Source organism: Microvirga terrae, from assembly GCF_013307435.2.
Taxonomy (GTDB): domain Bacteria; phylum Pseudomonadota; class Alphaproteobacteria; order Rhizobiales; family Beijerinckiaceae; genus Microvirga; species Microvirga terrae.
Genome location: NZ_CP102845.1, coordinates 1470679 through 1493088, shown reverse-complemented (window position 1 = coordinate 1493088; position 22410 = coordinate 1470679). Strand labels below are relative to the sequence as shown.

The 22410-nt window shown below is 66.1% G+C and carries 20 protein-coding genes and 1 tRNA gene; 9 read left to right on the top strand and 12 right to left on the bottom strand.

The window, feature by feature from the left end:
* Positions 1 to 19: 19 nt before the first annotated feature.
* Together HPT29_RS07080 and HPT29_RS07075 are read right to left on the bottom strand one after the other, a co-directional pair.
* Positions 20 to 1174 (bottom strand): efflux RND transporter periplasmic adaptor subunit, encoded by a 1155-nt coding sequence (locus HPT29_RS07080; RefSeq protein ID WP_173947815.1) that lies wholly within the window; start codon positions 1172 to 1174, stop codon positions 20 to 22.
* A gap of 282 nt (positions 1175 to 1456) precedes the next feature.
* A complete protein-coding gene (locus HPT29_RS07075; protein WP_173947814.1) occupies positions 1457 to 2521 on the bottom strand; it encodes a patatin-like phospholipase family protein in 1065 nt (354 codons plus the stop codon).
* 182 nt (positions 2522 to 2703) lie between these two features.
* On the opposite strand from HPT29_RS07075, the gene HPT29_RS07070 reads away from it, so the two are divergent.
* On the top strand, positions 2704 to 3321 hold the full coding sequence (locus HPT29_RS07070; protein WP_173947813.1) for a MarC family protein: 618 nt from the start codon (positions 2704 to 2706) through the stop codon (positions 3319 to 3321).
* 52 nt (positions 3322 to 3373) lie between these two features.
* On the opposite strand, the gene HPT29_RS07065 is transcribed toward HPT29_RS07070, so the two are convergent.
* Positions 3374 to 3449, bottom strand: a tRNA-Ile gene (locus tag HPT29_RS07065).
* 316 nt (positions 3450 to 3765) lie between these two features.
* Between HPT29_RS07065 and HPT29_RS07060 the strand changes: the two genes are divergently transcribed.
* A complete protein-coding gene (locus HPT29_RS07060) occupies positions 3766 to 4752 on the top strand; it encodes a glutathione S-transferase family protein (protein ID WP_173947812.1) in 987 nt (328 codons plus the stop codon).
* On the opposite strand, the gene HPT29_RS07055 is transcribed toward HPT29_RS07060, so the two are convergent.
* Positions 4740 to 5915: an adenylate/guanylate cyclase domain-containing protein gene (locus HPT29_RS07055; protein WP_247654259.1), complete on the bottom strand. Its 1176-nt coding sequence runs from the start codon at positions 5913 to 5915 to the stop codon at positions 4740 to 4742. The two genes, HPT29_RS07060 and HPT29_RS07055, sit on opposite strands and share 13 nt — an antisense overlap.
* A 177-nt stretch (positions 5916 to 6092) precedes the next feature.
* Between HPT29_RS07055 and HPT29_RS07050 the strand changes: the two genes are divergently transcribed.
* Positions 6093 to 6713: a TIGR02466 family protein gene (locus HPT29_RS07050; protein ID WP_173947811.1), complete on the top strand. Its 621-nt coding sequence runs from the start codon at positions 6093 to 6095 to the stop codon at positions 6711 to 6713.
* 194 nt (positions 6714 to 6907) lie between these two features.
* Here HPT29_RS07050 and HPT29_RS07045 read toward each other — a convergent pair whose 3' ends face one another.
* Entirely contained in the window at positions 6908 to 7567 is a 660-nt protein-coding gene (locus HPT29_RS07045; RefSeq protein WP_173947810.1) for a Fe2+-dependent dioxygenase, read from the bottom strand.
* A gap of 120 nt (positions 7568 to 7687) precedes the next feature.
* Between HPT29_RS07045 and HPT29_RS07040 the strand changes: the two genes are divergently transcribed.
* The 4 genes from HPT29_RS07040 to HPT29_RS07025 all read left to right on the top strand — a co-directional run bounded on the left by HPT29_RS07040 (position 7688) and on the right by HPT29_RS07025 (position 11879).
* Positions 7688 to 8545, top strand: a complete 858-nt coding sequence (locus HPT29_RS07040; RefSeq protein WP_173947809.1) for a 4-helix bundle domain-containing protein — start codon at positions 7688 to 7690, stop codon at positions 8543 to 8545.
* 100 nt (positions 8546 to 8645) lie between these two features.
* On the top strand, positions 8646 to 9974 hold the full coding sequence (locus HPT29_RS07035) for a cytochrome c peroxidase (protein WP_173947808.1): 1329 nt from the start codon (positions 8646 to 8648) through the stop codon (positions 9972 to 9974).
* A gap of 82 nt (positions 9975 to 10056) precedes the next feature.
* Positions 10057 to 11121 (top strand): bifunctional transcriptional activator/DNA repair enzyme AdaA, encoded by a 1065-nt coding sequence (locus HPT29_RS07030; protein ID WP_173947854.1) that lies wholly within the window; start codon positions 10057 to 10059, stop codon positions 11119 to 11121.
* On the top strand, positions 11118 to 11879 hold the full coding sequence (locus HPT29_RS07025; protein WP_173947807.1) for an isocitrate lyase/PEP mutase family protein: 762 nt from the start codon (positions 11118 to 11120) through the stop codon (positions 11877 to 11879). Before HPT29_RS07030 ends, HPT29_RS07025 begins: the two co-directional genes overlap by 4 nt.
* A gap of 155 nt (positions 11880 to 12034) precedes the next feature.
* Here the strand turns inward: HPT29_RS07025 and HPT29_RS07020 are convergent, their stop codons facing one another.
* On the bottom strand, positions 12035 to 13255 hold the full coding sequence (locus tag HPT29_RS07020) for an MFS transporter (protein WP_173947806.1): 1221 nt from the start codon (positions 13253 to 13255) through the stop codon (positions 12035 to 12037).
* Positions 13256 to 13533: 278 nt separating this feature from the next.
* Between HPT29_RS07020 and HPT29_RS07015 the strand changes: the two genes are divergently transcribed.
* Positions 13534 to 14748, top strand: coding sequence for a CAP domain-containing protein (locus HPT29_RS07015; protein WP_173947805.1), 1215 nt, complete (start codon positions 13534 to 13536; stop codon positions 14746 to 14748).
* Between the two features lie 40 nt (positions 14749 to 14788).
* Here the strand turns inward: HPT29_RS07015 and HPT29_RS07010 are convergent, their stop codons facing one another.
* On the bottom strand, positions 14789 to 15748 hold the full coding sequence (locus tag HPT29_RS07010; protein ID WP_173947804.1) for a cation diffusion facilitator family transporter: 960 nt from the start codon (positions 15746 to 15748) through the stop codon (positions 14789 to 14791).
* A 100-nt stretch (positions 15749 to 15848) separates the two neighbouring features.
* Positions 15849 to 17123 (bottom strand): dicarboxylate/amino acid:cation symporter, encoded by a 1275-nt coding sequence (locus HPT29_RS07005; protein ID WP_173947803.1) that lies wholly within the window; start codon positions 17121 to 17123, stop codon positions 15849 to 15851.
* 197 nt (positions 17124 to 17320) lie between these two features.
* On the opposite strand from HPT29_RS07005, the gene HPT29_RS07000 reads away from it, so the two are divergent.
* Positions 17321 to 18427, top strand: coding sequence for a serine hydrolase domain-containing protein (locus HPT29_RS07000; RefSeq protein ID WP_173947802.1), 1107 nt, complete (start codon positions 17321 to 17323; stop codon positions 18425 to 18427).
* A gap of 159 nt (positions 18428 to 18586) precedes the next feature.
* On the opposite strand, the gene HPT29_RS06995 is transcribed toward HPT29_RS07000, so the two are convergent.
* From HPT29_RS06995 to rpoD, 4 genes are read right to left on the bottom strand one after another with little or no spacing between them, the layout of a single operon-like run.
* The gene (locus HPT29_RS06995) at positions 18587 to 19030 is read right to left on the bottom strand and encodes a DUF1801 domain-containing protein (protein ID WP_173947801.1); all 444 of its coding nucleotides are present in this window, start codon (positions 19028 to 19030) and stop codon (positions 18587 to 18589) included.
* A 59-nt stretch (positions 19031 to 19089) separates the two neighbouring features.
* Positions 19090 to 19812, bottom strand: coding sequence for an LrgB family protein (locus HPT29_RS06990; RefSeq protein WP_173947800.1), 723 nt, complete (start codon positions 19810 to 19812; stop codon positions 19090 to 19092).
* Positions 19809 to 20216 carry a CidA/LrgA family protein gene (locus HPT29_RS06985; RefSeq protein WP_173947853.1) on the bottom strand — a complete coding sequence of 136 codons (408 nt, stop codon included), beginning with the start codon at positions 20214 to 20216 and terminating at the stop codon, positions 19809 to 19811. Before HPT29_RS06985 ends, HPT29_RS06990 begins: the two co-directional genes overlap by 4 nt.
* Before the next feature lie 56 nt (positions 20217 to 20272).
* Positions 20273 to 22267 (bottom strand): RNA polymerase sigma factor RpoD, encoded by a 1995-nt coding sequence (gene rpoD / locus HPT29_RS06980; protein WP_173947799.1) that lies wholly within the window; start codon positions 22265 to 22267, stop codon positions 20273 to 20275.
* Between the last annotated feature and the right edge of the window lie 143 nt (positions 22268 to 22410).

The following is a 22410-nucleotide window of genomic DNA, read 5'->3' as shown; positions in this document are numbered from 1 at the left end:
GCGCCCTCCTCGCGTAAGATCAGCTGCCGTTTCGTTCCCGGGTCGGGGGAAGGGTCGTCATCTGGGGCGTGATCGGCGCACCGGGCCGGACCCGGACGAGGCCGTTCACGACCACCGTCTCGTTGCCGGTCAGTCCGTCACGGATGACCCTGTAGCCGTCGATCCGCGGACCGATCCGCACGGGCTTGAGATTGACGATGTTGTTCTCGCCCACCACGTAGACCACCCGCCGGTCCTGGTCGCTGCCGATCGCCTCGTCGGGCAGGAGGATCCCCTGATACGGATCAGAAGCGCCGACCGTCACGCGGCCGAATAGCCCGGGGGTGAGGAACATGTCCTTGTTCTCGAACACGGCGCGCAGGCGGATCGTACCGCTGGCCGCGTCGAGCCGGTTGTCCACGAAGTCGAGCAGTCCCTTGCGCTGTCCGAGCCGCTCGTCCGTCAGCGTGAGCACGACTTCGTTCGTCTCGCCGTTGGCGGATGTCTTGGTCCCGCCCTGCGCCTGGCGTGAATAGGCAAGATACGAACGCTCGTCGACATCGAAATAGAACTGAATCGGATCGAGCGAGAGGACGTTCGTCAGGATCGTCTCGTTGGCATTGACCAAATTGCCCTCGGAGACGAGCTTGCGCGAAATGCGTCCCGACAGGGGTGATTTGATCTGAGTGAACTCCACGTCGAGCTGGGCCTGCCGCAGGGCCGCCTGGGATCGGTCCAGTTCCGCCTTGGCGGTCAGAAAGGCTTGCCGGCGCTGGTCGAAAAGCTGGTCGGCGATGTTGCCGGTCCGACGCAGCTGCTCGGCGCGATCCAGATCGCTCTGCGCGAATTCGAGGCGGACCTGCGAAGAGGTGACGGCCGATTGCGCCTGCTCGAGCGTGTTGCGGTAGGGACGCGGATCGATGGTGAAGAGGAGATCGCCCGCCTTGACGAAGGTGCCGTCCTGGAAGTGGACCTTGTCGAGGTACCCGGACACACGCGACCTGATGTCGACCTGATCGATGGCCTCGAACCGTCCGATGAAATCGGTTCGCTCGACGATATCCTTCACGACGGGCTTCGCGACCGTCACCGGCGGTGGGGGTTGCGCGGGGCCACCCTGAGCCAGGGCCAGGTTCGCCGATGCAATCCACGAGAACAAAACGCTGGAAACAACCAAGGACCGAGGAAAGCGCATGCGTAACCTCCTGAACGGCATTATCGACGCAGCACCGGACTTTCGAATGTCGGCTTATGACCCTGTCCGCGATGGCGCGCGGGAGAGCTTCTGTTCTTGTTGCGATGCAATACTAGGCATCGTTGCGCGCCTGACAAGATGCGCAACATTGATACGGGAGGGTTGCAAAGCCTGCCTGCGCTGGACGGGTCGACACCATATCCGTGAGAACCGAGAGAGGAACCGAGGCCTAATGATGGGAAGACCCCGGGTCCGTGACCACCTAGCCGGTTGGCTAGGTGGTCAGGTATAGGCGTCGCGCAGGTCGAGGGTGCTTTTCCGCCCGATGTGACGGTAATTGTCGGAAAGCCATGTGCGGGCGGCCCTTCTGCCGAGATCCTTCAACTCCTTGAAGAAGCTCCATTGGGCGCTGAGCCGCGACGCGGCGGTGAATTCGTCGAGATTTTCACCTCCGTGGATCCGGTGCATGAAGACCCGCTTGTAGTCATTGGTCGAAAGCTTTCCCTCGTCGATGAGCCGGGTCACGAACTCGATCGACCTGAACTGCTGCAACAGGTTGGCGTTGAAGGTGACCTCGGTCAGGCGGTTCTGGATCTCCTGCACGGTCCTCGGGGTCGAGCGGCGCTCGATCGGATTGATCTGGACCAGGAGGATGTCGTCCGACATCGTTTCGTAGAAGAGCGGAAAAAGCGCCGGATTGCCCGTATAGCCGCCATCCCAGTATGGCACCCCGTCGATCTCGACGGCCCTGAAGATCATCGGCAGGCAGGCCGATGCCAGCACGTGGTCGACGGTCAGCTCCGGGCCTTTGAAGATCCGGATCTTCCCGGACCAGACATTGGTTGCCGCGATGAACAGCTTCGCATCCTTGCAGGCTCTGACCCGCTCGAAATCGATCAGGCTGTTCAGGGCGTCGCGCAAAGGATTGATGTCGAGAGGATTCAGATCGTAGGGGCTTGCGACCCGCGACCATGCATCGAACCAGAGATGGGAGGATTCGCTCACGCTCCAGTAGCTCAGCAGACGGTCGAACAGGGAACGCTGGAGCGGCGAGAGCACGCCGTCGAGGCTCACCCGCTTCCAGAACGTGCGCAGCTGCTCGCGCGCGCCGTCCCGTCCCCCTTCGAGCCATCCCTCGAAGAGCACGACGGCGTTCATGGAGCCGGCGCTCGCCCCCGTGATCGCCTCGATGGTGAGCCGCCCGTCCTCGAGAAGGTAGTCGAGCACACCCCAGGTGAAGGCCCCGTGCGCGCCGCCGCCCTGGAGCGCCAGCGATATCGACTTCTCGGCATTGGGGCACTGAAGCCCACGCACAGGGCTTCTGTGGCTTTCCGCTCGACCCGTCATTGGATGCTCCTGTCGTCGACCGGGAGATTACCACGACGGGCGATCCCGAACGCAAGTCCGGGCCGTTCGCATCGAACGCAGCATGACACGGGGCTCTGCCAACGCGACGCGCCGTTCCGACGAGCTTGGCTTTGCGCCCCTGGCGGGCTTTATTGATTCGTCACCATCGAGGACGCGTGCCGATGAGCCAGTTTTTCACCGACCTGATCACCCTGTGGGTCGTCATCGACCCGATCGGAACTCTTCCGGTGTTTCTGGCCGTCACGGCCGGCATGAGTGCCGCGGCCGCCCGGCGAACGGCTCTGCGGGCCACGGTGGCGGCCTTCTTCGTCCTCCTGTTCTTCGTGGTCGCCGGCCAGGTGCTGCTTCAGGCCATGGACATCAATCTCGACGCCTTCCAGATCGCGGGCAGCATCGTCCTTTTCCTGTTTGCCCTGACGATGATCTTCGGGGAGCCGAAAGCGGAGTCCGAGGAGAAGGATATCGCCACCTCGGATGTCGATCGGTCGATCTACCCGCTGGCCATTCCCTCCATCGCCGGTCCGGGCGCCATGCTGGCGGTCGTGTCGCTCACGGACAACAGCAAATTCGATCTCTCCGAACAGGCCGAGACGGTCGCCCAGATGGCGCTCGTCCTGCTCGTCACTGTGGCGCTCATGCTGATGGCGTCCCGGATCATCAAGTTCATCGGCGACGCAGGCGCCAGCGTCATCAGCCGGGTCATGGGGCTCATTCTCGCCAGCGTGGCCGTGAACGGGATCGTCCTGGGCATCAAGCAGGCGTTCAACCTTGCTCCCTAGGGCATCGTCCGCAGGCTGATTTCATCGAGAAGACAGAGCCTCGGCGAGGAGGTGGTGGGCCCGGCAGGACTCGAACCTGCAACCAGACCGTTATGAGCGGCCGGCTCTAACCATTGAGCTACAGGCCCTTCCGAGGAAGGCAAGGGAACCTCTAAGGGAGAGGAAGCCTTCCGTCACCCCTTGCATGGCGGAAGGCGTGGCTCTCGTCCGAACCTGGGGTCCCGACGAGAGGAGCGGCCCCGCAAGGGGACCGACCATGTTCCTGTAATACATCTCAAAAGCCGTCAAGTCGGTTTCGCCAGTGCCTGTCCGGGCCGGCTGTCGCATGGCCCTCCGACGACCCTTGAAACCCGTAGCCCCTCTTGACCCCTGCCGGGTTCGACCATCTGTCTGCTTTCACGGCCGAATCGGATCGCCTGGGTCAGGCCGGACAGGGAGGACAGGATGGGGCTGCTGATCGACGGCGTCTGGCAGGACCAATGGTACGACACCAAGAGCACCGGCGGACGCTTCGTGCGCAAGGCATCGGCCTTCCGGAACTGGGTCACCTCCGACGGCTCGCCGGGTCCGACCGGGGACGGCGGCTTCAAGGCGGAGGCCGGACGCTATCATCTCTACGTGTCGCTCGCCTGCCCATGGGCCCATCGCACCCTGATCATGCGCAGGCTCAAGGGCCTCGAGGGGATGATCGGCCTTTCCGTCGTGCACTGGCGCATGCTGGAGCACGGCTGGACCTTCGACGAGGGCCCAGGCGTCGTTCCGGACCCGATCAACCGGGCGCGGTATCTCCACCAGGTCTACACGGCCGCGCAGGCCGACTACACCGGCCGCGTGACGGTGCCGGTGCTGTGGGACAAGGCGACCGGGAGCATCGTGAACAACGAATCCGCCGAGATCATCCGCATGATGAACTCGGCCTTCGACGGGATCGGCGCCACGCCGGGCGATTACTGCCCGCGGGACCGGAAGGAGGAGATCGACAGCCTCAACGCCCGCATCTACGACACCGTCAACAACGGCGTCTACAAGGCGGGCTTCGCGACCACGCAACAGGCCTACGAGGAGGCGGTTCGCCCGCTCTTCGAGACCCTGGACTGGCTCGACGAGCGCCTGTCCTCCCGCCGCTATCTCTGCGGCGACAGGCTGACCGAGGCCGACATCAGGCTGTTCACGACCCTGGTGCGCTTCGACCCGGTCTATGTCGGGCACTTCAAGTGCAACCTGCGCCGCATCGCGGACTATCCCAATCTTTCAGGCTACCTGCGCGACATCTACCAGACGGACGGCATCGCCGAGACGGTGAACATGGCGCACATCAAGGGGCATTATTACGAGAGCCACAGGACCATCAATCCCACGGGCATCGTGCCGATGGGACCGATCCTCGCTCTCGACGCGCCGCACGGGCGCGGCAACTCTCAAGGTTTGTAGACTTCGACCGCCTCCGCAAAACCTTCGACCGCGTGGGCGCCGAGCGGCGAGGGATTGCCCCAGAGATGCTCGACGAAGGGCTTGGACATGAGGAGCGGCTCGCCGAGACTCTTGTTCAGCTCCGCGATGCGGCTGGCGAGGTTCACGTCGCGCCCGATCACCGTGAAATCCAGGCGCTGGCCGGACCCCACATTGCCGTAGGCCGCGTCGCCGTGGTGGAGCGCGAAGCCCACATTGATCGGCACCGGGAAGCGGCCTTCGTTGTTGGCCGCCTCGACGCGGCGCAGCGCCTTCGTGGCCGCGGTGAGCGCCGATTGCGCGGCCCCGCCCGTGTCGTCGCCCTTGTCGCGAACGATGGCGAGAAGCCCGTCTCCCAGATATTTCAGCACCTCGCCGCCCTCGTCCTCGATGGGCGGCACGAGGCAGTCGAAATAGTTGTTCAGGAGATCGACCGCGCTCTCGGGGCTCAGGGTCGAGGAGATATGCGTGTAGTCGCGCATGTCGGCGAACAGGATGGCCGAGCGGATTCGCGTCACCTGCCCGCGCTGGATGGCGCCCGACAGGATCGCCTTGTGAGGATCGTCCCCCACGTAGATGCGCAGCACCTCGTCGAGCCGGTTGCTCGTCGCGCGCAGTTCGGTCACGAGGGCGAAGGACGGGATCACCATGCGCAGGATCGTCAGCTCCCGCGTACCGAAGCCCTGCGACGATCGCGTGGCGAGCGAGATCGCGTTCTCGGCCCCGTTGGTGAAGCGGATCGGGATGGTCACGTAGTGACGGTAGCCGGCCTCCTTCAGCTCCGGGATGATCGGGAACAGGTCGTCCGGGGTGTTCGCGAGATCCAGGACGAGCCACTCGCCCGTCCGGTTCACGTGGGCGAACGGGCTCGTCTGGTAGACGGTCTCGCGGCGGTCTCCATGGGGCAGGTAGCGGACGACGGTCCCCTCCTCCCGGGTCCAGAAGCGTCCGATGCCCGCATATTCCGAATGCAGCGTCTCGATGGCCGAGACCGCCCGGTCGACCGGGAGGCCGAGCTCGATCAGACGATCGAGGAAGCCCGACAGCACCTCGTTGGGATCCTCCATCTGACCCGCGACCGTGATCAGCCAGTCCCGCAGGGCGATGACGCGCGCGAGGCTTTCTGCGTCGAGGCTTCGCGCCATCGTCAGCAGGTCATCCGAAGAGATCGGAGCGAGGGAGGGTGACATCATATGGCCAAGGTGTGTTGCCCCCGCGGATCCTTCAAGCCGCGGGAAAACTTTCCATCATCAAAGCTGGGATGCCCGGCCCGAAAGGGCAATGGCTTTGACAGAAGCCGGCCGCCGGAATAGAGCCAAGCCATGGCAAGCATCGATACGCTTTTCGTCACCAAAGTCTACCGCGCCGAGATGACGGGCGCCAAGGCCGAGAGCCGCAACGCGGAGCTGGAGGCCGCCTGCCTGTCCATCGCCGAGGACGACGAGGCCGGCCAGCGCTGGTGCGACAAGCACGGCTATCCGGGCTACACCTCCTACGCGTCCCTGAACGATCTGCCATGGCGGGTGCCCGTCTTCGGCGAGCTCCTGAAGGACCTCGACAAGCACGTGGCGGCCTTCGCCAAGGAGCTCGAATTCGATCTCCAGGGCCGTAAGCTCGTGCTCGACAGCCTGTGGATCAACATTCTTCCTCCCGGCGGCATCCACACCTCGCACATCCACCCGCATTCGGTGATCAGCGGAACCTATTATGTGACGATCCCGGAAGGCGCGAGCGCGCTCAAGCTCGAGGATCCGCGCCTCGGCTTCATGATGGCGGCCCCGCCGCGCAAAGCCAAGGCCCGTCCGGAGAACCGGCAATTCGCCTATATGAAGCCGATCCCCGGGACGGTCCTGCTCTGGGAAAGCTGGCTGCGCCACGAGGTGCCCTTGAACGAGGCCGAGAGCGAGCGCATCAGCGTGAGCTTCAACTATTCGTGGCAGTAGGGGCTGTCCGTTCGCGCGACTTGCCCTTTCGCGAGCCGCCGCGCGTCATGGCCGGCCTTGTGCCGGCCATCTCGATCCGGTGAAGCGCGGCGCTTCAACAACTGGGATCACCGGGACAAGCCCGGTAATGACGTGGGTGGGGAATTCCCGGTTGGGCGCCGGGTCATGGTTCGGAGAACTCCCTCGGGCGGCCCTCAAACCTCCGCCCACATTCGGAACAGGTTGGCGCTGCTCTTCGCCAAGAGGTCGAATTCCGGTGTTTTCCCGGATTGCGCGAACAGGTTGCGCTTGGCCGTCTCCAGATCGAACAGGAGCTCGCGCCGGGCGCTGTCGCGCACATAGCTCTGGGCCCAGCCCACGGCCACGACCCGCTCGCCGCGGGTGACGGGCGCGACCCGGTGCAGGCTCGTCGAATCATAGGCGACGAGGTGGCCTGCCGGCAGCTTCACCTCCTCCTCGCCGGAGACCGATTCGATCACGAGCTCTCCGCCGTCATAGGATTCCGGATCGGCCAGGAAGAGCGTGAAGGACACATCGGTGCGGATGCCGTTCATCAGCGGATTGTCCACATGCGAGCCATAGGCTCTGCCCTCGCCGTATCGGGCGAAGGTCAGCGGCGTCAGGACCTTGGGGCGCACGGCGAGGCTGAAGACGTCATTGCCGAGAATCGCTGCCGAGACCTTCTCGCGGAGCAGCGTGAGCGCGGCGCCTTCACGGGCCTGCTCGTTATCCTTGACGAGCCTCGCGCTCCATCCGGCCGTCGCACGGCCGTCCTCGAAACGCATGGCGCCCAAGGTTACCCGGACCTCCTCGAGGTCGGCCGGGGGGAGGACATCCGCAATCGTGATGAGCATGAATGGGCACCTCCGGGCTTGCCAGAAAACCCCATATTCGGTAGCTAAATCCTTGTAAAGACACATAGTTTTTAGTCGTTCTAAACTAGCTGTCGGCGCCTGCCGCGGCGAGGGGAAACCATGAAGAAACGGAAGATTTGGGCGGGCCTGAGCTCCGCCGTCCTGGTTGCTGCGCCGGCCGTCGCGCAGGCGACGGCCCTGCCCGTTCAGCCTCAGGCCGGGATCGAGGCCAAGGCCGATCGGGCTCTGCTCCACCTCGCCCAGCACCAGGGTCACGCGGCGCCGGCCGCGACCGCGGGCGGCGAGGGTGAAGGAGGCGAAGGAGGCGGCGCCGCTCAGCTGCCACCGCCCATCCACGTCTATCGCGGCGTCGAGATGATCCGGGGCCATCTCCTGGTCGGCGCCGAGCTGATCGAGGCCGGCCGCTGGGCCGACGCCCTGCCCCACTTCCTTCACCCGGAGGAGGAAATCTACGGCAGCATCCGCGACCAGCTGAAGACCTTCAACATCGCTCCCTTCCAGGCGGCCCTGAAGTCCCTGTCACAGACCGTGAAGGCGAAGAACAAGGAGGCCTATGCCCGTGCCCGCGCCGTCATCGACGAGCGTCTGGCCGCCGCCGAGACCGCCGTGAGGGCCAAGGAGGAGAACGGCACCTACTTCGTGCTCGAAACCGCTCTCGAAGTTCTGCAGCAGGCCGCCGACGAATATGAAGAGGCCGTCGAGAAGGGCCGCATCGCCAATGTGGTCGAATACCAGGACGCCCGCGGCTTCGTGATGGAGGTGGACCGCCTCGTCGGAACGGTCGCGCAGGCGGCCTCCGCCAAGAACGCCGATGCGGTCAAGGCCTTGCAGGCGAGCCTCGCCGACCTGAAGGCCACCTTCCCGGCCGTGACGCCGCCCAAGCAGGCCGTCAAGGACACCAGCCAGTTCCTGAGCGACGTCTCGAAGTTCGAGCTGCAGCTCGGAAACTTCCACTAGCGCATCGTTCGGAAAAGTGGGTCCGGTTTTCCGTGGGGGCGATGCGCCAGCTGAGAGAAAAAGCACCGGTCCCCAAAATGGGTCCGATGCTTTGACATCCATGCTGCGCAAAGGGCTCTCCCGCACCGGCCGGGTGCTTGCAGGCCTTGCGCTCGCGGCTCTCGTCGGCGGAGCGGCAGACACGCCCGCTCCGCTCGACATCGCCCATTGGCGCCAGGTCTTCGCGCGTCCGGACCACACGCCGACACCGGGCGACAATCCGGCCACGCCGGAGAAGGTGGCGCTCGGCGCGAAGCTGTTCGAGGATGCCCGCCTGTCGGGCGCCGGCGACGTCGCCTGCGCGAGCTGCCACCAGGCCGAGCTGTCCTTCTCCGACGGCGTCGACCGTCATGTCGGCCACGACGGACAGCCTCTCGACCGGCGCACGCCCCCTCTCTGGAACCTGGCCTGGGGCCTGTCCTTCTTTTGGGACGGTCGGGCACCGAGCCTGGAGACGCAGGCCATGGTGCCCATCGAGAACGCGCGGGAGATGGCCGGCAACCTTCAGACGGCCCTGCGCGCGCTGTCCGCCGATCCGCAGATGCGTCAAGAATTCGCGCGGGCTTTCCCGGACGATCCCGCCGTGACTCAGGCCAATCTGGCCAAGGCCCTCTCGGCCTTCCAGCGTACGCTCGTCTCGCCGGAAACCCGGTTCGACCGCTGGGTGAAGGGCGACGACACGGCCCTGGAGCCCGACGAGCTGGCAGGCTTCTCCCTCTTCGTCGGCAAGGCTGGATGCGTGGCCTGCCATCAGGGTTGGCGCTTCACCGATGAAGCCTTTCACGACATCGGCCTGACGAGCGGGGACAAGGGCCGCGGACCCGTTCTCGGCGTCGGTGCGGCGGATCACGCCTTCAAGACGCCGAGCCTGCGCGAGCGCGTCTGGTCGGCTCCCTACATGCATGACGGCTCGCTCACCACGTTCGAGGATGTGGTCGACCATTACGCCGACCGCGTGGTTCAGCGCTCCACCCTCTCGGCCGATCTTCCACGGAGGATCGCGCTCAGCGCGGGCGAACGGGCGCAGCTCGTCGCGTTCCTCAACACCCTGTCCAGCGACGATCCTCCCCGCCCGGCGAGCCTGCCGGCGCGGACGATGGCCCTGGGAGCGGTTGCCGATGCGGTCTCGGCCTCCACGATCAGCCAGAAGGACCGGCGCTTCACGCCCGGCGCCGTCATCCTGAAGGCGGGCGACGCCCTGCGCATCCTCAACGACGATACCCGCGTTCACAACGTGCGCCTCGACGGGCCGGGCAAGAGCTTCAGCTCCGACGCCCAGAACCCGGGCGACACCGTCACCATCGGTTTCGATCAGCCCGGCCATTACGACGTGATCTGCGGCATCCACCCGGAGATGCGCCTGAGCGTGGACGTGGCCCAGGCCCGCTGAGGACGCAGCGACGGAAAGGAAAATACACGCCTCGTTTCCGGCGACACGGCCCCGGCGGCTGCGCTAGAACAAGGTCATGCCCATGCTCCGCGACGACGACACTCTCTTTGCCGCCCTGATCGCCCGCGATCCGTCCTATGACGGGTTCGCCTATGTGGGCGTGAAGACGACCGGCATCTTCTGCCGCCTGACCTGCCCGGCCCGGAAGCCGAAGCGCCAGAACGTGGTATTCTTCTCCTGCCGGGACGCCGCCCGGGACGCGGGCTTTCGCCCGTGCCTGCGCTGCAGGCCCCTCGACCTCAAGCGCCCGACGAGCGGCGCGCTCGATGCCGTGCGGGACAGGATCAGGGCCGAGCCGGAGCGGCGGTGGAGCGCCGAGGATCTGCGGGCGCTCGGCTACGACCCCTCCACCGTGCGCCGCGCGTTCCAGCGTGAATACGGCGTGACGTTCGTGCAATATGCGCGCTCGCAGCGGCTGGGGCTCGCGGTGAACACGTTGCGGCAGGGAGGCTCGGTGATGGAGGCTCAACTCGATGCCGGGTACGAGTCCGGCAGCGGGTTTCGCGACGCGATCAGCCGTCTCATCGGCGATGCTCCGATCCGCATGCCGACCCGGCAGATCCTGACCGCGCAATGGATCGACACGCCTATCGGGGCCATGCTGGCCGTGGCTGACGATGCCGGCGTGCACCTGCTCGAATTCGCCGAGCGCAAGGCGCTTCCGACCGAGATCGACCGCCTGCGCAAGCGCGTCGGGCCGATCTCGTTCGGGCGGCACCCGATGCTCGATGCGCTGGCGGAGCAGATGGAGCAGTATTTTGCCGGGCGCTCCGCGTGCTTCACCGTGCCGATCGCTCAGACGGGCACGGCGTTCGAAGCCACGGTCTGGGAGGCGCTGCGCCAGATCCCCGCCGGGCACACGCGCAGCTACGGCGAGATCGCCCGCTTCATTGATCGTCCCGATGCGCCCCGCGCGGTGGCGCGGGCGAACGGCGCCAACCAAGTGGCGATCATCGTTCCTTGCCATCGCGTGATCGGGGCCGATGGATCGCTGACGGGGTACGGCGGCAGGATCTGGCGCAAGCAATGGCTGCTCGAACACGAGCGGCGTTTCGCATCGGCGATTTTTCAAGGGGCAAGGACATGACGGACCAACTCGCAAAGGCTAAAGCATTCAAGGCTCTTCACATTCCGGGAAAGCCGATCGTCCTGTTCAACGTCTGGGATGCGGGCAGCGCCAAGGCGGTGGCCGCAGGCGGCGCGACGGCGCTTGCGACCGGCAGCTGGTCGGTTGCGGCCGCGCATGGCTTCGACGACGGCGAGCACATGCCGTTCGCCCTCGCCGTCGCCAATCTGGAGCGTATCGTGGCGGCGGCCGATCTTCCGGTCACCATCGATCTGGAGAGCGGCTACGGGGCTGATCCCGAGGAGGTCGGGGCCAACGTCGCCCGCGCCGTGCAGGCCGGCGCGATCGGCTGCAATCTCGAGGACGGGTTCCGTGAATCGACCCTGCGCGACGCCGCCGATCAGGCGGCCCGGCTCAAGGGCGCCAGAGCTGCCGCCGACAGGCTCCGGATCCCGGCTTTTCTGAATGCGCGCACGGACGTGTTCCTGATCGCGCCTGCGGATCAGCACGAGGGTCTCGTCGTCACGGCCCTGGAGCGTGCCCGCGCCTATGCGGATGCCGGTGCAGACGGGTTCTTCGTACCGGGGCTCGCCGACGACAGGCTGATCGCCCGCATCGTCGAAGGGACGACCCTGCCGGTCAACATCATGGTGAGCGCCAGGACACCGGCGGCCGCGCGGCTCGCGGAACTCGGCGTCGCCCGCATCAGCCACGGACCCGGCCCCTATCGCATGGCCATGAAGGCCCTTGAGGACGCCGCGCGGGCCGCGCTGATCTGACGGAGCATGGCCGGCGACAGCCTTATCACCCATCTGGTCATGGCCAGGCTTGTCCCGGCCATCCCGATCCGGAAAAACGCGACGCGCTTCACATCGGGATCACCGGCACAAGGCCGGTGATGACGTGGAGAGCGATGACGTCCGACGAGCGAAACTCAGAGGCGCTTCTTCTCGATCTTCGGCAGGAAATAGGCCAGGAGGCCGATGGCCGGCAGGAACGAGCAGACCCGGTAGACGGTCTCGATGCTCGTCGCGTCGGCCAGCTGCCCCAGGAGCGCGGCGCCCAGGCCCGCCATGCCGAAGGACAGGCCGAAGAACAGGCCCGCGATGGTGCCGACGCGGCCGGGCACGAGCTCCGTCGCGTAGACGAGGATCGACGAGAAGGCCGAGGCGAGAACGAGCCCGATGGTGACGCTCAGGACGGCCGTCCAGAACAGGTTGGCGTAGGGCATGGCAAGCGTGAACGGCAGGACACCGAGGATCGAGCCCCAGATCACGTAGCGCCGGCCGATCCTGTCGCCGACGGCCCCGCCGAGAACCGTACCGACGGCGAGCGAGCCGAGGAAGACAAAGAGGTAGATCTGCGCGTCCTGCACGGAGACCTGGAACTTCGAGATCAGGTAGAAGGTGAAGTAGTTGGTCAGGCTCGCGACGTAGAAATCCTTCGAGAAGACCAGCAGGATCAGGATCGCCAGGGAGGCGGCGATGCGCCGCCGCGAGACCAGGGATCCGGCCTCGGCCGCACGCGGCCTGGCGCGCATGTCGGCGAGCTTGGCCTGATACCAGCGTCCGATGGCGAACAGGATCAGCATGGCGAGGAGCGCCACCACGGAAAACCACGCGATGCTCGGCTGGCCGAACGGGACCACGATGAAGGCCGCGAGCAGCGGCCCCAGGGCCGTTCCGGCATTGCCGCCGACCTGGAACACCGACTGCGCCAGGCCATGCCGTCCGCCCGATGCGAGGCGGGCCACCCGGGAGGATTCCGGGTGGAATACCGAGGAGCCCATGCCCACGAGGGCGGCAGCCAGCAGCAGGACCGGATAGGAGCCCGCCCGCGAGAGCGTGAGCAGGCCGACGAGGGTGAAGCCCATGCCGAGGACTAGGGAGTACGGCTGCGGCCGCCGATCCGTGAAATTGCCCACGAGGGGCTGAAGGAGCGATGCCGTGAGCTGAAACATGAGCGTGAGAAGCCCGATCTGACCGAAATCGAGATGAAAGCTGCTCTTGAGGATCGGGTAGATCGCCGGCAGCAGCGACTGGATGAGATCGTTCAGCATGTGGGAGACGCTGATCGCCGCCAAGATCGGAACGGCGACACGCTCCACGGGCACGGGCCGGGGCGCAGCGGACAGGGCGGACGTCTGATGGGTCATCGTGTTGTCTTCGTGATGCCGTCAAGCTTGCCGCAAGTCCGGCCTAAGGCGTTTCCAGCCTCCGCTATACCCCAGAATACGCCCTCGATCTCCCTCTCATGGCGCAGGTCAGGGTTACGGCGCCGGTAGGGCAACGTTCCTCGCGAATGGGACCGATCGGCCCATTGCGAAACAAAGTTGCATGTGAGCCACAACTTTTTCCCATTTGGCCTCTAAGCCGCAGGCTCAAAGACATAAGCCCGGTCACGGGACTATTCATAAGCCACAAGGGGTTTTTCATGGCGCAGGCAACGGCTTACGAGCAATTGATGCTCGAACTGGTGAACCGGGAACGGGCGACGACAGGCGCTCAGCCGCTGGCCTTCAACGGCGATCTCAACGAATCGGCCGATGCGCACAGCAGCTGGATGATCGCCACAGACACGTTCTCCCATACCGGATCGGGCGGCTCGACGCCGACCCTGCGGATGACGCAGGCGGGCTACGCCTTCGCCGGGTCCTGGGCGTCCGCGGAAAACATCGCCTGGGCCAGCATCCGGGCTCCCGAAGGTCTTCAGGACGAGGTGGAGCTGCTGCACACGAATCTGATGAACAGCCCGGGTCACAAGGCCAACATCCTCAACGGGACGTTCCGCGAGGTCGGCATCGGCTTCGACACCGGCCCCTACCAGACCTGGGACGGAGCCTTCGTGACGGAGAACTTCGCCCTGTCCGGCACCTCCGTGTTCCTCACAGGGGTCAGCTTCGACGACCGGGACGGCGACCGCTTCTACGACATCGGCGAGGGTCTCGGCGGGCTCACGGTGACCGCCGTCGGCGCAGGCGGCGCTCAGTACAGCACCACCACGGCAAGCGCCGGCGGCTACAGCCTGGCGCTTGCGGCCGGCACGTATTCGGTCACCTTCTCGGGTGGCGGCGTCGCCTCCGTGACCCGGCAGGTGACCATCGGCGCCTCCAACGTGAAGCTCGATCTCGTCGACCCGGCAACCGGCACGTCGCCCACCCCTGGCTCGACCCCGATCAGCGGCACCGCGGGCAACAACACCCTCAAGGGCACGTCCGCGGCCAACACCATCCTGGGCGACGGCGGCAACGACAAGATCTTCGGCAATGGAGGCAACGACAGGCTCTACGGCGGAACCGGCAACGATGCGCTCACGGGCAATGCCGGCAACGACCGCCTCTACGGCGAGAGCGGCAGGGACACCCTGAACGGCAGCAGCGGTAACGACATCCTCACCGGCGGCGCGCATGCGGACACGTTCCGCTTCTCGGGCCAGTGGGGCAAGGACAAGATCACCGACTTTCGGGACGGCAGCGACCGCATCGACCTGCGCGGCAACGATCTGAGCTTCCGGGAACTCACCATCAGCAAGTTCAACGCCGACGGCGACGGCAAGGCCGACGACGTGCTGATCAAGGCCGACGGCCAGTCGATCACCCTGCTCAACGTGAAGCTCGCGCTGGTCGGCGCGTCCGACTTCCTGTTCTGAGCGAGAACCGGCCCATCGACGGCGGGCTTTCGAGCCCGCCTCAGGGGCCGCCCGACGCCTCGACCATGGCCTGGCGCCGTTGCCGGTAGGTGCCGGTGGTCTGCGGCTTGATGAAGAGCATCGTGATCTCCGGATGGAGGGCTTTGATCTTCGCCTCCAGGCGGGTGACACATGTTTCGATGTCGGCCGTCGTGAGGTCGTCGACGAAATCCGCACTCAGGGCGGCGACCACCTGCTGCGGGCCGAGATGCACGGTGATGACGCCATTGGCCTGCTCGACGGCCGGATCGGCCTGAGCAGCCGCGAGGATCGATCGCTGCACGTCGGAGTGCGCCGGCTCCCCGATCAGCAGCCCCTTCGTTTCCCGTGCGAGCATCAGGGCGGTCAGGGCCAGAACAAGGCCGATGCCGATCGAGGCGAGCCCATCGAGTTCCGGCATCTCGAGAGCATGCGCGGCGAAGATGCCTGCAAACGCGATGGCGAGTCCGATGAGCGCCGCACTGTCTTCGAACAGCACCGTGAAGGTCGTCGGGTCCTTGCTTTCCCGGACGGCCTGGAGGTAGCCGAGCGATCCCTTCGCCCGGCGGAACTCCTTCACGGCCACCCACCAGGATCCGCTCTCGAACACGAAGGAGAGCGCCAGCACCCCATAATTGACGGTCGGGTCCTCCATCGCGGAGGGATTGCGCATGTGGCGAAGGCCCTCGTAGAAGGACACGCCCGCGCCGAGAGCGAAGACGAGCAGCGCGACGATGAAGGTCCAGAAATAGATCTCGCGGCCGTATCCGAAGGGATGGGCCAGATCGGGCGGCCGGGAGGCGCGCCGCAGGCCATGGAGCAGCAGCAACTCGTTGCCCGTGTCGACCAGGGAATGCACGCCCTCGCTGAGCATGGCGGAGCTTCCCGTCCAGGCGGCCGCGGCGAACTTCGTGACGGCGATCAGCAGATTGCCTGCCAGCGCCGCATAGACGACTTTCTTGGACGAGTGCTGGGACGCCATGCCGCCGATGCTCCGATGGGAGCAGAACGACGGAGCATGGCTTCTGTTTCACGGGACGTGAAACCGGCCGGAACGGCTCGCTCCGGCCGGTTGTGTATCCTTACTCGGCGGCGACGAGCACCGCCTCGCGGGCCGGGACAGGCGTCTCGACGGCGCCGTCATAGACGGCCTGGTCGAGAACCCGCTCCTCCTTGGCGACGATCACCGGTACGAGGATCTGGCCTGTCACGTTGGTCATCGTGCGCATCATGTCGACGACGCGGTCGATGGCGATGATGTAGCCGATGCCTTCCAGCGGCAGGCCGGCGGTGCTCAGGGTCAGGGTGAGCATGACGATGGAGGTGCCGGGCACGCCCGCGGTGCCGAGCGAGCCCAGAACCGCCGTCAAGCCGATGAGCACGTACTGGGTCAGCGACAGATCGAGGCCGAAATACTGCGCGATGAAGATCGACGCGATGGCCGGATAGATCGCCCCGCAGCCGTCCATCTTCACGTTGGCGCCGAGCGGCACGGCGAAGCTCGCATAGCTCTGCGGCACGCCGAGCTTCTCGACGGCGACGCGCAGGGACATGGGCAGGGTCGCAAGGCTCGACGAGGTGGCGAAGGCCATCTGCATGGCCGGCGCCGCGCCGCGGAAGAAGCGCCCGACCTTGAGCCCGTGCAGCTTCAACAGGCCGCCATACACCACGACGATGTGGAACAGGCAGGCGAGGTACATGGCGGCGATGAACTTGCCGAGCGGCAGGAGCGAGGCCAGGCCGTAGCGCCCGACCACCCAGGCGATGAGGCCGAAGGTGCCGATGGGCGTAAGCTGCAGCACCCAGCGCGTGATGCGGAACACCAGCGTGGCGCCCTGGTCGACCAGAGCGCGGATGCCGGCGGTCTTCTCGCCCAGCGACACGAGCGCCGCGCCGACCATGCCGGCGAAGAACAGAACCTGCAGCACGTTGGTGTCGGCCATGGCTTTGATCGGGTTCGTCGGCACGATGCCGATCAGCACCTCGAGCGGGGTCGGGATCGTGCGCGGCTTCACCTCGCCGAGAGGCAGGTTGGACAGGCCTAGACCGGGATCGATGAGATGGCCGAACGCGATGCCCACCAGAACGGCGATCGTCGAGGTGGCGACGAACCAGAACAGGGTGCGCAGGCCCAGGCGTGCCACGTTGCCCGCCTCGGCGAGCTTCGCCACACTGGACGTGATGGTGAAGAACACGAGCGGGATCACGATCATCCGAACGAGGTTCAGGTAGAGATCCCCGAGCGGCTTGAACCAGACGGCGGCCTGCTCGCCCGCCAGCACGCCGGCCAGAATGCCGAGGGCAAAGCCCACGGCGACCCGCTGCCAGAGCGGGCGCGTAAACCACGATTTCAACATGTGGATTGCCTTGTATTTACGAATTCAAATGCAAATAAGCCGCGGCCGAACAAAGCACAAATGCCGCCCGCGCAGGGCTGGGGGCGGAATGCCGCATGGAGGGCTGGCGCTCACGATGACGTGTGAGCCTGTTGCCTCTCACGGATGGCCTTCCATCTCGGATCTCGTTCGCCGGCCAAAGGATTTCAGACGGTTTCATGAGCATCTTCTCACGCTTCGCCCGACAGAAGGCCGCCTTGACGCTGTTCGCCCTGCTGGCCGGCGCCGGCGCAACGGCCCAGCCGGCCTCCCCGCCCCCGGCGCCCACACCGGATTCCGGTCGCATCGAGGAGTCGGTCGAACGGGCCGGTGAGCTTGCGAACCTGCGGGCGCTGATCGTGTCCCATAACGGCCGCGTCCTGGCCGAGCGGACCTTCGGCGGCGCGCGGCTCGACCGGCCGGCCAACATCAAGTCCGCCTCGAAGACCGTCATGTCGGCCCTCGTCGGCATCGCCATCGAGCGCGGGGTCCTGCAGGGCGTCGACCAGCCGGTGGCATCGATCCTGGGCCCGAGCATTCCCGCCGATGCCGATTCCCGGATCCGGCAGGTCACCATCGGGCACCTGCTGTCCATGCAGGCCGGGCTGGAGCGCACCTCGGGCCGCAATTACGGAGCCTGGATCAGCAGCGGCAACTGGGTCCGCTACGTTCTCTCGCGGCCCTTCGTGGACGAGCCCGGCGGGCGCATGCTCTATTCCACCGGCAGCACGCATCTTCTCTCCGCGGCGCTCACGCGCGCCTCGAAGCGCAGCACCCTGGACTTGGCCCGCGACTGGCTCGGCGAGCCGCTCGACATCACCGTCGCGCCCTGGACGCGCGATCCGCAGGGCATCTATCTCGGCGGCAACGAGATGGCGCTCTCGCCGCGTGCGCTCCTGCGCTTCGGCGAAATGTACCGGCAGGGTGGAACGATCGACGGCCGGCGCGTCGTGTCGGAGAACTGGATCCGGGAATCGTGGACGCCGCGCACCGCCTCGCCTTTCACCGGCGATGCCTACGGGTACGGCTGGTTCATGCGCGACATGCACGGGCACAGGGTCCATTACGCCTGGGGCTTCGGCGGGCAGATGCTCTACGTCATCCCGAGCCTCGGCGTGACCGTCGTCATGACGTCGGACGCGACCGAGCCATCGCGGGAGGACAACTATATCGGGCAGCTTCACGCCCTCGTGGCGGACGGCATCGTGCAGGCCTTCCTGCCGAAACCCGGCGATGCGACGGGCAGCGTGGGATCGAACGAGCCGCAGCCGGAAAAACAGCTCTAGGCCGGGTGTATTTTGCTGTGAGCCTGCGGGTGTCTGGCCGGGCTTGTCCCGGCCATCCTGATACGGTGAGACGCGGCGCTTCAGGCAATCGAGATCACCGGGACAAGCCCGGTGATGACGGGGGAGGCTCCCGGCACGCGACCGGAATGATGGGCGGCTTTACGAGTCAGCCGTCCGGCGCCCGGAGCGAGCGCTCGCCTTCTTCGATCCATTCAACGCGACCGCCGCGCGAACGAGCGCCTTCAGGGCCTCCTCGTCGATCCTGTCGCCCTCGCGGAGATCGATGGCGCGCCGGGTATTGCCCTCGAGGCTCGCGTTGAAGAGGCCCGACGGATCCTCCAGCGAAGCGCCCTTGGCGAAGGTCATCTTCACGACGCTCTTGTAGGTCTCGCCGGTGCAGATGATCCCGCCCTGCGACCAGACCGGGACGCCCCGCCACTTCACCTCCTCGACCACGTCGGGAACGGCCTGCCGGATGAGCATCCGGACCCGGGCGAGCGTCTCGCCGCGCCAATCGCCCAGACCCTCGATCCTTTCATCGATCAGCCGGGACGCGGAGGCTTCTCCGTTCGCGTCCTGCGCAGCGCTTGTCATCGTCGTCATGGTTGCTCCCGCTCGCCCGTCACCGAAAGGCGGCGCTCGGGCGCAGCCTTGAGGCAAGCCTAGTCGAGCAGCAGCTTGAGCACCAGCGGCAGAAGCAGCGCCGTCACCAGGGCGTTGAGGCCCATGGCGATGCCCGCGAAGGTGCCGGCCAGCGAATGGACCTGAAAGGCCCGCGCGGTTCCGATGCCGTGCGACGCGAGCCCGACCGCGAAGCCGCGGGCGCGCCAGTCCTTCATGCGCAGCGCGTTCATCAGGGGCGTAACCATGATCGACCCGATGACGCCGGTGAGCATGATCAGGATGGCGGTGAGCGCCGCATCGCCGCCCAGGGCCTCCGTGATGCCCATGCCCACGGGGGCGGTGACGGATTTCGGCGCGAGCGAGATGAGGATCGGGGTCGGCATGCCGAACAGCTTCGCGACGCCGACGGCCGACACGATCGCCGTCACGGAGCCGACGACCAGCGCCGCCACCATGGGCACGATGGCGCGCAGGACGACGCGCCTGTTCTCGTAGAGCGGAACGGCCAGCGCGACGGTCGCCGGCCCGAGCAGGAAGTGGACGAATTTCGCGCCCTCGAAATAAACCGGGTACGACGTGCGGGTCGCCCACAGCACGAGGCCGACCGCGACGACCGAGATCAGCACCGGATTGCACAGGGGATGCCGCCGGAAGGCCTGCGAGATCCGATCGGCGATCACGTAGGCGCCCAGCGTCACCACGAGCCAGAGCAGCGGCGTCTGCGAGAGGTAGACCCAGAGGGAAAATGCCTGGTCGCTCATGGCTTCCTCCCGGCCCTGGCGTCGTCCGTCGCCTCCATGGTCGAACCGCTCAGGCGCGACACGACCACGAAGGTCACCACCGTCACGACGAGCGTCACGAAGGTCGAGACCACCAGCGCCACGATAAGCCCGACGCCGTATTCCGCCAGCACGTCGAGCCTCTGCACGACGCCGACGCTCGCCGGGATGAACAGGAGCGAGAGATGGGCGAGCAGACCCTTGCCGGTCGAATCGAGGGCTCGGCCGAATTCCGGCACCCGCGTCCGGATCCGGTCGCGCAGCATCAGGAACGCCAGCAGGAACAGCATCCCGAGCACCGGACCGGGCACCGGCCACCCGAACCCCCGCGCGATCACCTCGCCGAGGAGCTGGCACAGGAGAATGATGGTGAGGCTGATGATCATGACGATCGGTGACGAACGAAAAAGGCGGGCTCCGAGGCCCGCCATTTCCATTTCGCTCAGTTGTCCAGGAAGCTCCGGAGCTTGCGGCTCCGGGAGGGGTGCTTGAGCTTGCGCAGGGCCTTCGCCTCGATCTGACGGATGCGCTCGCGGGTCACCGAGAACTGCTGGCCGACCTCCTCGAGGGTGTGGTCGGTGTTCATGCCGATGCCGAAGCGCATGCGCAGCACGCGCTCCTCGCGCGGCGTGAGCGAGGCGAGGACGCGGGTCGTGGTTTCGCGCAGGTTCGACTGGATCGCCGCGTCGATGGGCAGGATCGCGTTCTTGTCCTCGATGAAGTCGCCGAGATGCGAATCCTCCTCGTCGCCGATCGGCGTCTCGAGGGAGATCGGCTCCTTGGCGATCTTGAGGACCTTGCGCACCTTCTCCAGCGGCATGGCGAGCTTCTCGGCCAGCTCCTCCGGGGTCGGCTCGCGGCCGATCTCGTGCAGCATCTGGCGCGAGGTGCGCACGATCTTGTTGATCGTCTCGATCATGTGCACCGGGATGCGGATCGTCCGGGCCTGGTCGGCGATCGACCGGGTGATCGCCTGCCGGATCCACCAGGTGGCGTAGGTCGAGAACTTGTAGCCGCGCCGGTACTCGAACTTGTCCACCGCCTTCATGAGGCCGATATTGCCCTCCTGGATCAGGTCCAGGAACTGCAGGCCACGGTTCGTGTACTTCTTGGCGATGGAGATCACGAGGCGCAGGTTGGCCTCGATCATCTCCTTCTTCGCCTGCCGGGCCTCGCGCTCGCCCTTCTGCACCATCATGACGATGCGGCGGAACTCCTGGATCTCCAGGCCGGTCTCGCTCGCCAGGTTGTGGATGTTCTCGCGCAGGTCGTGGATGCCGTCCTTCGCCTTGGCGACGAAGTCCTTCCAGCCCCGGCCGCCGAGCTTGGAGACCCGCAGCACCCATTTCGGGTCGAGTTCCCAGCCCTGGTAGTGCTTGAGGAACTCCTCGCGGGCCACGCCGTGGCTCTCGGCCAGGCGCATCAGGCGGCCCTCATGGGAGATGAGGCGCTTGTTGATGTCGTAGAGCTGCTCGACCAGGGCCTCGATGCGGTTGTTGTTCAGCGACAGCGACTTCACCGCCGCCACGATGTCCGCCTTGAGCTCCTTGTACTTGCGCTCCTGGGCCGGGGTCAGCTGCTTGTTCTGCATGCGCTGCTCCACATGCTCGACCTGCAGGCGGCGCAGCTTCTTGTAGTTGTCGGCGATCGAATCGAAGGTCTCGAGGACGCGCGGCTTCAGCTCGGCCTCCATGGCCGAGAGCGACACGTTGTTCTCCATGTCGTCGTCGTCGAGCTCGCCCTCGGGCGGGGTCATGCCCTCCTCGGTCTCGGCAGGCTCTTCCTCGCCCTCCGCCTCGCCCAGGGCGTCCACCTTGGGGGCGCCCTTGCCGTCGGGGCCCGCATAGGTGGCCTCGAGATCGATGATGTCGCGCAGGAGCACCCGGCCCTCGACGAGCTCGTCGCGCCAGATGATGATGGCCTGGAAGGTCAGCGGGCTCTCGCAGAGCCCGGCGATCATCGCCTCGCGGCCGGCCTCGATGCGCTTGGCGATCGCGATCTCGCCCTCGCGGGAGAGAAGCTCGACCGAGCCCATCTCGCGCAGGTACATGCGCACCGGGTCGTCCGTGCGGTCGGTCGGCTCCTTGGCCGTCTCGCGCACCACGACGGCGCGGGTCTGGGCCGCCTCCACGAGGTCGCCGCCCTCGGCCTCCTCCTCGTCGGCCTCCGGCTGGGCGTTCTCGTCGGTCTCTTCGGACTCGACGACGTTGATGCCCATCTCGGAGAGCTGACCGAGAACGTCCTCGATCTGCTCCGAGGAGAACTCCTCGGGAGGCAGGACCTCGTTCAGTTCGTCGTAAGTGACGTACCCGCGCTTCTTCGCGAGCTTGATCATCCGCTTGACGGCGGCATCGCTCAGGTCGAGCAGAGGCCCGTCGGTCTGCTGCTCGGTCGTCGTCGTATCGCCTTCGTCGCCGCCGGTTGTCTTCGTCGCCATGCTTTGCTCAACTCCAGCGCCCGCCCATCCCCCCTACAGGACCGGCGATGCGCGCATGGGTGGCCGAGGCCCGAGGCTCCGCCACCTGAAATTCATTTCAATCCATAAACAGTCAATCGCTTGACTAACCGTTAACCATCCCC